This window comes from Paenibacillus litoralis, assembly GCF_046244365.1.
GTDB lineage: Bacteria > Bacillota > Bacilli > Paenibacillales > NBRC-103111 > Paenibacillus_V.
The window spans coordinates 6,281,193-6,293,773 of record NZ_CP176395.1 but is presented as its reverse complement, the minus strand read 5'-3'; the positions used below and the strand labels follow the sequence as shown (position 1 = coordinate 6,293,773).

Annotated in this window: 7 protein-coding genes; all 7 read left to right on the top strand. The window is 57.3% G+C overall.

Annotation, left to right across the window (positions count from 1 at the left end):
* Positions 1–222 precede the first annotated feature (222 nt).
* The 7 genes from ACKGJP_RS26640 (at position 223) to ACKGJP_RS26610 (ending at position 12,573) form a co-directional block, all read left to right on the top strand.
* Complete coding sequence (locus tag ACKGJP_RS26640; RefSeq protein ID WP_409341807.1) at positions 223–1,410, top strand: glycosyltransferase family 4 protein; 1,188 nt, start codon at positions 223–225, stop codon at positions 1,408–1,410.
* A gap of 358 nt (positions 1,411–1,768) precedes the next feature.
* Positions 1,769–7,735, top strand: coding sequence for a WIAG-tail domain (locus ACKGJP_RS26635; RefSeq protein ID WP_409341806.1), 5,967 nt, complete (start codon positions 1,769–1,771; stop codon positions 7,733–7,735).
* Positions 7,736–8,111: 376 nt separating this feature from the next.
* Positions 8,112–8,855, top strand: coding sequence for a glycosyltransferase family 2 protein (locus ACKGJP_RS26630; protein ID WP_409341805.1), 744 nt, complete (start codon positions 8,112–8,114; stop codon positions 8,853–8,855).
* 184 nt (positions 8,856–9,039) lie between these two features.
* Positions 9,040–9,768, top strand: coding sequence for a sugar phosphate nucleotidyltransferase (locus ACKGJP_RS26625; RefSeq protein WP_409341804.1), 729 nt, complete (start codon positions 9,040–9,042; stop codon positions 9,766–9,768).
* Between the two features lie 12 nt (positions 9,769–9,780).
* Positions 9,781–11,046 carry a glycosyltransferase gene (locus ACKGJP_RS26620; protein WP_409341803.1) on the top strand — a complete coding sequence of 422 codons (1,266 nt, stop codon included), beginning with the start codon at positions 9,781–9,783 and terminating at the stop codon, positions 11,044–11,046.
* Positions 11,018–12,352 carry a glycosyltransferase gene (locus ACKGJP_RS26615; RefSeq protein ID WP_409341802.1) on the top strand — a complete coding sequence of 445 codons (1,335 nt, stop codon included), beginning with the start codon at positions 11,018–11,020 and terminating at the stop codon, positions 12,350–12,352. The genes ACKGJP_RS26620 and ACKGJP_RS26615 overlap by 29 nt, the downstream gene beginning before the upstream one ends.
* Complete coding sequence (locus ACKGJP_RS26610) at positions 12,349–12,573, top strand: hypothetical protein (protein ID WP_409341801.1); 225 nt, start codon at positions 12,349–12,351, stop codon at positions 12,571–12,573. The genes ACKGJP_RS26615 and ACKGJP_RS26610 overlap by 4 nt, the downstream gene beginning before the upstream one ends.
* Positions 12,574–12,581: the final 8 nt, after the last annotated feature.

Genomic DNA, 12,581 nt, shown 5'->3' with positions numbered 1-12,581 from the left:
GGACGGGCGCATTGTGCCATCAACCATTTTTCTCAACAAATGGGACCCGCTGTATACAATACAGTAACACAAGCAAGAGGCTAGGCCATGTTCGCCGTGACTGCATGTACGTTCTCAATCCGGAAAGCATAGCCTTCGCCAATCGTTCGATATCTCGGCAACCGCACGGCTCCACAAGGCGCCGTCAGTCGTTTATCTTGGGTCAGAGAGGTGGTTCAAGCGATGAACAGACCGCGAATAGCCGTTGTTACCCCTGGCTCCTTTGCCGTGCCGTCTACGCGCAGCAGCTCGGTAGAGCGAGTGGTGTACGAAGTGACGCGCTTATTGCAGGAACAGGCGGACTGTCATGTTTATGGAATACGCGCACCGGGCTATGCCGCGAGCGAAGTCAACGAAGGGGTCACGTATTTGCGAGTAACCGGGCGCAGGCGCAAAGGGTATATTCAAGCAGTGAACAATCGCATCCGCAAGCAGCGCTACGATTTGATCCAAGTCGATAACCGCCCGCGGCACGCCCGTTTTCTCAAAAGAAGGCATCCTCGGACGCCGGTTTGGCTTTTTTTGCACTCCCTCAATTTCGTCAATAAGCCGCATATCGGGCAGAGGGAGCTTGCTTCGTGCTTCCGTCATACCGACCGTATTCTGGTTAACAGCCATTTTTTGCTCGAAAGGATGGCACAGCGTTTTCCCGCCATTCGGAGCAAGCTTAGGGTGAATTATTTAGGGGTGAACCGGGAGCAGTTCGTGTCGCGTTGGTCGGAGGAAGGGAAGCTGTTTCGGGAAGACATGCTGGCCAAACACGGTTTGCAGAACCGCAAAATCATCTTGTACGTCGGACGCCTGATCAAAACGAAAGGGATTCACCACCTTCTGCAGGCGATGCCGGATATCGTGAAGCAGGAGCCGGACGCCATGCTGCTCATCGTTGGCGGGGCCTTCTACGGATCGCGAAGAACGACGAACTACGTAAGACAGCTTCACCGGATGGGAAGTAAAATGCCGCAGCACGTCCGATTTGTGCCCTATGTGCCTTACAATCAGATTTCGGATTGGTTCCGTATTGCGGATGTGGCCGTAGTACCGTCTTCGCAGCGCGAAGCGTTCGGGCTGGTCAATGTAGAGGCAATGGCGTCGGGCGTACCGGTAATTGCCACTCGCGCCGGAGGCATGATAGAGATCATCGAGCACGAGAGCACCGGTTATCTAGTCGAACTTGATCGATTGCAGGAGCAGCTGGCCGAGCGGATCGTCAATGTAATCGGCAATGACGACCTGCAGCAAAAAATGGGAGAGGAAGCCATACGCCGGGTAGAGTCGACGTTCACATGGAGACATACGGCGAACCGCTGGATGGCTCATTTCTGCGAACAAAAGGGATCGCTTGCTGACCCGGACGGACCGTGCCTATAACCCGGCATAACATCCGAATGAACGACTGCTCGCGCTTACGCGGAGCGGATCGTTCTTTTTTTATTTTGCGGCGGAACGGTCGGCGAACGTTAATGCGGCATCACGATACGATACATCCGATTCCGAAGGCGAGCTTCAAAATTTCCCGGGTAAGTGACCATGGGCGGTGTAGGAGCATACGATACAAAAGACCAAGTACAACAGAAGTGTTCAAACCCCCCTTTGTCCCCGTTCAGAGAAAATGTATTTCGAGAGCGGCTTCCAGGCAGAGCATGACGAAGCCGCTGCAGGCTTCCGGTCCAACTCGGTTGAAAGGGTAACGTTGAACATGGACGATAAGTCAGAAAGGAGCATCCTCATGAAAAAAAAGAAGTCCTCTCCTGGGTCAAACAAACGCGGGGCTCGCGGCATTGTTTACAACGCATACAACACGATGGAGCTAAGCTGGATTGACGATGTAAAGACCGACAACAAAAACAAACAAGCAGCCGGCGCGGTCGGCGAGGACACGGGTACGGCAAGCTCGGAGCATGCGGAAAGACAGGAGAGGCAAGAAAGACAGGAGAGGCAAGAAAGACAGGAGAGACAAGAAAGACAGCTGAAGCAGGAAAGGCTCGAAAGGCAAGAGCGGCTTGAACGGCAGGAAAAGGCCGAACGGCAAAGTAGGATCGAACGCCAGGAAAGACTGGAGCGGGAACGCCAGGAAGCGGAAAGGAAAGAGAAGGACCGGCAGGAGCGGGAGCGGCTGGAGCAAGAGCGGAAAGAAATCGCCGCCAAGCAGGAACAGCAGCAGAGGCTGGAGCTTCAGCGCAAGCGCGAAAAGCTGGAACGGGATCGCCAGGAGCTTGCGGAGAGGCAGGAATTGCAGCACCGGTTGTCGCAGCAGCGCAAACTGGAGCAGCAGAAACTGCAGGAGCAGCAGGAGAAGCAGGAGAAGCAGGAGAAGCAGGAGCCGGCTGAAGAGACGTCCGCCATCGGCAAGAATAAGGCAGTCGAAGCGGAAGCGGCTGGCGCCTTAGTGCAGGCTCTCCGTCCGGAGAGCGAGGAACGCACGGAACGGGTGAACGATTCTGCGGGCAGCGAGAAAGCTACCGATGAGGAACGCGACAGGGAAACAGGCAAAGAGGAAATTGCTGTCTACAAAGGCCCGGAAAGTTCACTTGCGCAACATCATCTCCAGAACCGGGAAGCTTCGCGCAGCGAAGAGCTTGTTAGCCTCCACCAATGGCAAACCGTGCAGAGCAAAGTGAAGCCGGTCATCAAGCCGCCTCACTTTACGGTCAAGAAACTGGAAACTTTGCAGCAAGAAAAGGAGCCTACGAAGGAAGTTTGGATGGAAACCGTCGAAATCGTCAATGCGCGCAAAGAAGAATCGGGCGGTTCGCCGATTATTTATACGGATGATATCGTCGATGAAGGCATTACAACGGAGAAGATTGCTAACCATGCCATTGACGGGAGCAAAATCAAGCCCGGCAGCATCGGGACGGACAGCTTAAGCGATTTCGCAGTGGATTCGACAAAACTGAGAACGCGCTCCGTGACAACGAGCAAGATCGCTCCGCATGCCATCGAAGAACAGCATGTGGCCAATGGCGCCATCACGGGCGAGAAGCTGCGAGACCGTTCGATTTCCGGCGAGAAGCTGATGGATAACAGCATTACGTCGGAGAAGCTTGCAGATAAGACGATCGATGCGATCAAAATCGCCGACGGCTCCATTCAGACGAAGCATCTTCACGGTCAATCGATTACGACCGATCTGATACAGGATCAGACTATCACGCACGAAAAGATCAAAAGCGGCGCGATTCAAGCGAACAATTTGGCCAACTATATCGTCAGCTCCGCAAAGCTGACCGATGGAGCCGTAACGACGGATAAACTGCGCGACGGCGCCGTAACGGAAAGCAAAATTGACAGCGGCACGATCATGGGCTACCATTTGCGCCCCGACATCATCAACGCCGAACATATCCGTAACGATACGGTCGGAGCCGAACATATCCGCAACCATGCGGTAACGGCCGCCAAGCTTTCCCCCGATTCCGTTCAAGCGCATCATATCCACGAGCTGTCCGTTCGTTCCGAGCACTTGCAGAGCGAGGCGGTTACAAGCCGGGTGATCCGGGACGGATCGGTCTCGTCCGTGAAAATAGCAACGGGCGCGATTCTCAGCCTGCATCTGGGCGACGGTATCGTCGGTTCGCAGCATCTGATCGATCACTCGGTTACGGAGGAAAAGCTCGAGGATCATACGATCTCGACTGTCAAGCTGCAGGACGATGCGGTTACCGAGGAGAAGCTGGCCGACGCTTCCGTCACCCATGGGAAAATTGCCGACGAATCGATCAGACCCCAGCATTTGACGCAGGGGGCCGTGACCTCGGCCAGTATCGAAACGGGCACGATCGAATCCCGGCACTTGACCGATCAGGTCGTTAAGACCGTCCATCTCGCCGAGCAGGCCATCACTACGCCGCTCCTTAAGGACGGAGCCGTAACCGGCGAGAAAATCGCAATGGGCACTATCGGCGGCGACAAGCTGAAGACGGATTCGATCGACGGCAAGCACATTTTAACGGAGGCGATCCGCGGCTATCATATGCCGTCCGGCGTTATCAAATCGTTTCACCTTGACAATGCCGCGGTTTCGGAAGATAAGATCGGCGACAATGCCGTCAGCGGCAACAAGCTGAAGGGATTGTCCGTCCGCACCGACCATCTGGCGGACGGCGCCGTGAACAGCCAGAAGCTTGCGCAGGAAGCCGTTCGACCCAACCATCTGGCGAAGCAGGCGATTCAGTCGGAGCATCTTGCGCTTCAATCGGTCACGACCGAGCATTTGCGCGAGCAGGCCATAACGACGCAGCTGCTCAAGGATCAAGCGGTGACAAGTAGCAAGCTTGCTTCTTATTCCATAACGAACGATAAGCTGGAAACGGAGATTATCGAAGGCAAGCATATCCGGCATGAAGTCATTCAAGGACGGCATCTTCAGTACGGTACGATAACCGGCAAGCATATCGAGAACAACACGCTGAGCGAAGATCATTTATCCGATACGTTTAGTCTCGACGCCTCGATGATCGTCAATCTGCAAGTGTCGACCGAACAGCTGAACGACGGGGTTGTTACGGATGCGAAATTGGCGGCGGAATCGGTTAGAAGCGATCATATTGCGCCCAAATCAATCGGTACGATTCATTTGGGATCGAAGTCCGTAACCGACGAGCATCTGCAAAATCATATCATTCACAGCCATCACATTCAGCCTGGCGCCATCTGCCAGCAGCATCTCGATAAAGCCGTATTTACGCTTGAGAACGTGCAAGAGCACAGCATCGGCGGCGATCTGATGCAGCCGGGCGCGATCGGCAACGAGCAGCTTGCCGAGGGTGCGGTCAACTCGGTTAATATCGCCCCGAAATCGATCCAAAGCGGCCATATTGACGAGGGCGCGGTCGAGTTTGCCCATCTGGCCGCCAAATCGGTCGGCGCCGATCATATTCAGGATGGTGCGCTGCACGGCTTGCATCTGCAGACGGGCAGCGTCGATAGCCGCCATCTCGCCAAAGAAGCCGTGCTGAGCGAGCATATCGCGGGTCAAAGCATCGGCAGCGATCTGCTTCGTCCGGATGCAGTCGAAAACCAGCACATCGCGGACGGGGCGATCACAGGCGAGAAACTGGCCTTCGGAGCCGTTAAGAGCAAGCATATTACGAACGAATCCATCGCGTACGGACATATCCGCATGCAATCGGTCGGCACTCATCATATTCGTGAAAACTCGATCATCGCCCCCTTGCTGGCGGCAGGTAGCGTGACCGAAACGAAGATCGTCTCGCAAGCCGTAACGTCGGAGAAGCTTGCATCCGCTTCGGTAGAAAGCAGGCATCTCGCAGAAGGCGCCGTGGATGGCGCTCATATCGCGGCCGAGACGATTCAGGACACCCATCTGGCTAAACGAAGCATTACCGGGGAACGCATCGCCGACCAGAGCATCGGGGGCGAGAAGCTGCAGCCGGAAGCGGTCGGCGAACCGCAATTGGCTGACGGCGCGGTGACGTCCGCGAAAATCGCAGGAAGGTCCGTCAGGGGCGAACATATCGCCGCGCAAACGATCGGCACCGAAAATATTCGTGCCCAAGCGGTAGAAACCGCGCATATCCGCGAAGAAGCCGTAGACGAAGCGGCGCTGAAGGACGGCGCCGTGTCCGCCCGGAAGCTTGCAGCCGCATCGGTGACAACCGACAAGCTTGCAGCCGGTTCGATTTCCAGCCTGCATGTGAGCGAAGGCGCGATATCCAGCCTCCATATCGCCGGAGGCGCCGTGCTTGGGGTTCATCTTGCGCCGGGGTCCGTTCATACCGAGCATCTCGCATCGCAAAGCATCGGCGGGGAACTGCTGAAGGAAGGGGCGGTCGGAAGCGCACAGCTTGCATACGGCTCGGTCACAGGCAACAAGATCGATCGGGATGCCGTACGCGGGGATCATATCGCGGCGGGTGCGATCAAGACGGTTCATCTTGCGGCGAAGACGATCGGGGCCGAGCAGCTGCAGGAAAACGCGGTGCATGGCGCTCATTTGAGCGGGGCCTCCGTCGCAAGCCGCCACATCGGCAAGTCCGCCGTCCAAAGCGAGCATATTGGCGAAGAGACGATCGCCTCCGGCCATATTCGGGCACAGGCCGTCGGCACCGAGCATATACGGGAACGGGCCGTGGGCGAGGCGCAGCTTGCTGCGGGAAGCATTACCGAAGCGAAGCTCGGAGCGAGCGCCGTAACGAGCGAGAAGCTCGCGGCGGGAGCCGTGGAAACGCGGCATTTGCAGCCGAAATCGGTCCATGGGGAGCATATCGCGTCCGGTTCCATCTCCATGCATCATTTTGCAGACAGCGGTTTTAACGGAGACATGTTCGCCGAACGCAGCCTTTCGGGCGATTTGCTGCAGCTGGGATCGGTCGCTTCCGAGCTTATCGCGGACGGCGCGGTGACCGGCGACAAGATCGCCATGGCGGCGATACGCGGGGAGCATCTGGAAAGCGGCACGATCGGAGCCAAGCAAATCGGCAACCAAGTTATCGAAGCGGCGCATATCGGCGAAGGCGCGATCGGCGAAGCGCTTCTGCAGGACGGAGCGGTATCTCCGAGCAAGCTGACGCCGGGTGCCGTAACCTCCGAGAAGCTGGCGGTCGGCAGCATCGCGAGCAAGCATGTCGCGGACGGCGCGATCGGCAGCACGCAGATTGCCGCCGCATCGATCCAGACGCATCATTTTGCGGTCGGCGCGCTTATCCCGGATCTTCTGCCGGAGCAGAGCATCGGCGGAGACCTGCTGCAGGCGGGCGCCGTCGGTACGGATCAACTGGCAAGCGAAGCGGTAACCGGCGACAAGCTGGCGCTGGCAGCGGTGCGGGGCGAGCATATCGCCAACGAGTCGATATTCGCGGAGCACATCGCACCGCAGTCGATCGGCAGCGAACACCTGCAAGAAGGCGCGATCGTCGAAGGGCTGCTGCAGGACGGCGCGGTTAGCGAAGGAAAGCTGGCGGACGGCGCGGTAACCGGCGACAAGCTGGCGGCGGCAAGCATCGCTTCCGGCCATATCGAGGAGAACGCGGTCGATAGCGAGCATATCGCATGCGGAGCCGTACAAAGCCAGCATTTGTCGGCCGGCTCGGTTCTGCCCGAGCATCTGGTCGAGCAGAGCATCGGCGGGGAACTGCTCCAGCCCGGCGCAGTCGGCACGGATCAGCTTGCGAACGAGTCGGTCACCTCGGAGAAGCTGGCGCTCGAGTCCGTTCGCGGCGAGCATATCGCCAACGATTCGATATTTGCGGAGCATATTTCGTCGCAGGCCATCATCGAGACGCATATCGAAGACACCGCGGTTACAACCGATAAACTGCGCGACCTGGCGGTGACGACCGATAAAATCGCCGCTCGTGCGGTAACCGGCGACAAAATCGCTCCAGCATCCGTAAGCGCCGAGCATCTGGCGGCAGGCAGCATTACCGTGAAGCAGCTCGCCTTCGCGCCGGTGCAAAGCACGGCAGCGCAAGCGGGATCGCTTCAGCAGTTCGGGATGGCGCCGTTCGTCTTGGCGGAGGAGGCCGACAACGCCGTCATAACGGTATCGTTTGACCAACCGTTCGCAAACGATCAATACGCCATCGTCGCCATGTCGAGCGACGCCGCCTGCTACACGTCGCTGAAGACGAGAAGGCAAACGGAAGCGGTGATCGAGGTCGTCCGCGCCAAAGCGGGAGCAGCCGTAAAGGGCGTGTTTACCTGGATCGCCATCGGCGCCAAAAAAGCGTAACGCTATCCGGATTGCCAAACGGTTCTAGCCGGTACAATCCTGCGGCTCGGCGGAACCGTATGTACGGTTCGCCTTAAGCCTAGCGAAGGCCTCACGAAAACTCACAATCTACAACTAGCGAAAGACGCCTGACAGTCGGCCGGACGGCCCTGTAGGCGTCTTTCGCGTTTTGCGGGAGGCATATGGATATGTTGTACAAATGCCGTTCCGTATCGTTTTCCTGTACATACAATGGGGTGTAATTAAACTATATTTCGCTCGCTAGGGAACTAGAAAGGCAAGACTCTATCCTACTTATGGGTGAATGCTAGCCTCTAAAAGCCGACGGGCGGACGCATATTGATAAGTTTGGAGAAACGAGCTTGGAGGGGGTTTTATGGCGCTAACGAGCATCGTCATACCGACATTCAACGCCTTGCAAATGCTGGCTGGCTGCATCCAGGCGATCCGCGCTCATACCCAGGGGGCTTATGAAGTGATCGTCGTCGATAACGGATCGACGGACGGAACGGACGATTGGTGTGCGGCGGAGAATGTCCATGTGGTCAAACTGGCTTCCAACGAGGGGTTTCCGAAGGCTTGCAACGCGGGACTCCGGGAAGCCAAAGGGGAGACGCTGCTGCTGCTGAACAACGATGTCGTCGTGACCCACAATTGGCTGCCGAATATGCTTGCCTGCTTGAATAGCGCCGCGAACGTCGGCATCGTCGGACCGGTTACGAACTATGCGAGCGGAAGACAGAAGCGCAGGAAGGATTATCGTACCATCCGTCAATTTCATCTGCGCGCAAGGCGGCACAATCGGCATAATCCGAGAAGATGGCGGAGGGTGAGCCGGATCGTCGGACTTTGCTTCCTGTTCAAACGGGAGGTGATGGAGCGCATCGGCGAGCTGGACGAATCGTTCTCTCCGGGCTATTACGAGGATGACGATTACTGCTACCGAGCCCGAAAAGCCGGATACCGGCTGATGATGGCCGGCGACGTGATGGTGCACCATTACGGCAGCGTCAGTTTCCGCAGGGAATACCGGCTTCGCAGGATGAGTCTCCTTGCGGAGAACCGCCGAAAGTTTATGAACAAATGGGGAGTCGATCCCCGCCGGTTCGTTTGGCGATAGCGCCAAGCGCCATACCCGGCGTTCAACACGGTATGAAGCTACGGAAGTTATCCGATTTCCCGGTAAGGAAGTACGCGACCGAAGACGCCGGCGGCTTTCGTTCCCGGAGTTCCCGGCCGGTGCGGCAATAGCGGGCAATGTCCGGTCGCAGCTGCGGGGATTATGTGGAGAGGTGGTCGAAACGATGAAAGGAATCATCTTAGCGGGAGGTACCGGCACCAGACTGTATCCGCTCACGAAAATCGTCAATAAGCATTTGCTTCCCGTAGGAAAGCTTCCGATGATCCTGTACGGCGTCAATAAGCTCCGCGAAGCGGGCATTCGCGACGTCATGATCGTCACCGGAAAGCAGTCCGCGGGACTGTTCATGGAACTGCTCGGCAGCGGGGGCGAATGGGGGGTCAGTCTGACCTACCGGATTCAGGATGAGGCGGGCGGCATCGCGCAGGCGCTTTCGGCGGCGGAGTCGTTCATTCCGAAAGGGGAGAAATTCGTCGTCATGCTCGGCGACAATTTGTTCGAGGCGCAGCTGTCCGGTTACGTCAAGGCTTTCGACGGGCAGCCGGAAGGAGCGATGGTGCTTCTGAAGCAGGTGCCCGATCCGGAGCGCTACGGCGTCCCCTATATCGAGAACGGCAAAATCAAACATATCGAGGAAAAACCTGCCGCCCCCTCCAGCGATTACTGCGTCACCGGCATCTATCTCTACGATTCGTCGGTGTTCGAGATCATCCGCCAAATCAAGCCTTCCTCGCGCGGGGAGATGGAAATTACGGATGTCAACAATGCATTCGCCCGGTCCGGCAAACTTACTTACTCCGTACTTGAAGGCTGGTGGACCGATGCCGGAACGTTCGATTCGCTGGCGGAAGCGTCGGCATTCATGTCGGGTAGCGGCACGAATGAGGATTAGGAGGTTACCAGTATGCCCAAGCCTAGAAATTCCTGGGCGCAAGGCCGGGCTGCCGGCTACAACGTCGGATGGAGCGAAGGCCACCATTACGGGGTTTGCCAAGCGATAACCGCCAAACACGCCGAGACGGAGGGCGTCCTGTTCGACCTGCACGTCGCTTATATCGAAGAAGCGATGTTCGGCGTAAACGACGGCATTATTGAATCGTTGAGCGGACTCGTCACCAGGTTTTCGCGTTGTTTGCCATACGATAACCCGGTCGCCAAAATTGCGCAGCTTCGTCCGGATCTCGTGCTCGTCCTGAACGGGATTCATCTGATCGGCCCCCCGGTCGTCGACGCGATTCGCGCTTTGGGCATCCCGGTAGCCGTATGGTTCGTCGACGATCCGTATTTTACGGACAAATCGGCGGCGATTGCGCGGCATTTCGATTACGTGTTCACACATGAAATCAGCTGCGTGCCGTTCTACAGGAAACTGGGCTGCCAGCACGTGCATCATCTGCCGCTTGCGGCGAGCCGCAACATTTTTCATCCTCGCCAAGTGCCGATTCATTTTCGCAAGGAAATCAGCTTTATCGGCACCGGCTTCTGGAACCGGATCCGTACATTCGATCAAATCGCCCCCTACTTAGCCCGCAAGAATTCGTTCCTGGCGGGAGGATTATGGAGAAGGCTTAGGCATTACAGAAAGCTTGCACCTAAAATTGCGGCTTGGACGGATCTGGCTGAAACGGTCAATTACTATGCCGGCTCCAAAATTGTCATCAACATTCATCGTTCGCACGACGATGCGCTGCATAACCGGAACAGCAGGCGTCTGCCCGGATTGTCGGTTAACCCGCGCACCTTTGAAATCGCCGCGTGCGGCACCTTGCAAATTACCGATATCCGCAGCGATCTGACGAACTTCTACACGCCCGGGCACGATATCGAAACGTTCTCGACCCCGGGCGAGCTGATTGCCAAGATCGAGCATTATTTGCGGTACGAGGATCAGAGACGGGCCATTGCGGCCAGAGCGCTGCACCGGACGCTTGCCGAGCATTCTTACAGGCGCAGGCTGTACACGCTGCTCGTGACGACGATGGGTACGGGAAGTTTGCTATCCAATAAAAGGAACAGGTCGGCCGCTCCTCCGGTTGCCGAAGAAGGGCTCCGTTCCGGCGGGGCTTCTTGGGAAGAGCGCCCGGGGCCGGTTCCATCGGGCGATACAGGAGCGGGCGATCAAACGCTTGGGAGGGAAGAGCATGAGCAGCAAACCGGCCACCAAAATTAAAAGAGGGAGCGCTCCCTCCGGCAAAAGAAGGATAAAGAAACGCGCGGCGGGGCCTCGGCGAAAAATCGCGGGCGGAAGCTGGAGCCAAGGGAGGGAGAACGGCTATCGGGAAGGCCTGAACGAGGGTCATTATTTTGGGGAATGCAACGCGGTTATCGCCAAAATTCCGAAGGATCAGTCGCCCCAGCTCGATTTGAAGGTGCTCTATGTGACGTCCGGCAAAGGTTTTCCCTATTCGCCGCTCGACGATGGCGTCATCCAAGCGCTATCGGAAGTCGTCGCCGTTCGGAACGTCGTTGCGCCGAATACGAACGTAGCTGCCGCAGCGAGACAATTACGCCCGGATCTTGTGCTGGTGCTGGAAGGCATGGAATTCCCTCCGGAGCAAGTAAGGGCGATCCGGGCCGAGGGCATTCCGACGGCCGTTTGGTTCACAGACGATCCGTATTATTCCGATTTCACGCCGCGCCTAGCCGTCCATTACGATTATGTGTTTACGCAGGATGTCGGGTGCGTCGACTTTTACCGGCGGCTCGGCCACTCGAACGTCCATCATATGCCGCTTGCTGCCAGCCCGAGCGTGTACCGGCCGCTACCGGTCGTCCTGAACTACCGAAAGGACGTCTGCTTCATCGGATCGGCCTTCTGGAACCGGGTCCACTTTATGGACCAAGTCGCCGGGGCGCTTGCCAGAAAGCGGGTGCTTATCTCGGGATGGTGGTGGCAGCGTCTCAAATCATACCGCCGGCTTGCATCGCAGATCAATACGAAGGCATGGATGGGACCGCTCGAAACGGCGCGCCATTACTTCGGCTCGAAGATCGTCATCAACATCCACCGCTCCGCAACGGACGATTCGTGGAACAGCAACCGCAGGCGGATTCCGGCGCAATCGGTAAATCCCAGAACCTTCGAAATCGCCGCATGCGGCGCTTTCCAGCTGACGGATGTCCGGAGCGACTTGAGCACGATGTACCGGCCGGGGGAAGAAATCGTGACGTATCACAATCCGCATGATTTCGTGGAGAAGATGAATCACTATTTGACCCACGAACGGGAACGGAGAGACATCTCGCTTCGCGGGCTGCGGCGAACGCTGCTCGAGCACACGTATCCGAATAGGCTGCGTTCGATGTTCAAAATCATGTTTCCGCACAAAGTCGTCCCGCTCGCCGATCCCGAATACGTCAATCTGGAGCAAATGCTTCCGGGACATGTGGAGCTGGAGAATGAAGTGTCGATCCCGGAGAGCGTGCAGGAAGCGACAGACGGGCCTGTCGGCAAGGAAGAGGGAGGGTATTCATGAAAGCCGTACGGAAAAGGAGAATCCCGCTGCCTGCAGGCAAGAGAATGGGGAAAGGCAGGAGAGCAGCGGGACGAAAAGGGAGAAAAGGGAGAAAAGGGGGCCGGAGGCTCGGTAAACGGCGTCCCCGGCTGCTTACGGCATACCAGCGAGGTTTCCAAGAAGGATATCATGCCGGCTTCCCGGCGGGCGCCGCGCAAGGGTACCAGGCAGGCATGGGGTAGTTTTCGGC

Bases quoted from the DNA above. Each gene is read 5' to 3' on its own strand.
- ACKGJP_RS26640 (WP_409341807.1), top strand. From the start codon at position 223: ATGAACAGACCGCGAATAGCCGTTGTTACCCCTGGCTCCTTTGCCGTG.
- ACKGJP_RS26635 (WP_409341806.1), top strand. From the start codon at position 1,769: ATGAAAAAAAAGAAGTCCTCTCCTGGGTCAAACAAACGCGGGGCTCGC.
- ACKGJP_RS26610 (WP_409341801.1), top strand. From the start codon at position 12,349: ATGAAAGCCGTACGGAAAAGGAGAATCCCGCTGCCTGCAGGCAAGAGA.
- ACKGJP_RS26615 (WP_409341802.1), top strand. From the start codon at position 11,018: ATGAGCAGCAAACCGGCCACCAAAATTAAAAGAGGGAGCGCTCCCTCC.
- ACKGJP_RS26620 (WP_409341803.1), top strand. From the start codon at position 9,781: ATGCCCAAGCCTAGAAATTCCTGGGCGCAAGGCCGGGCTGCCGGCTAC.
- ACKGJP_RS26625 (WP_409341804.1), top strand. From the start codon at position 9,040: ATGAAAGGAATCATCTTAGCGGGAGGTACCGGCACCAGACTGTATCCG.
- ACKGJP_RS26630 (WP_409341805.1), top strand. From the start codon at position 8,112: ATGGCGCTAACGAGCATCGTCATACCGACATTCAACGCCTTGCAAATG.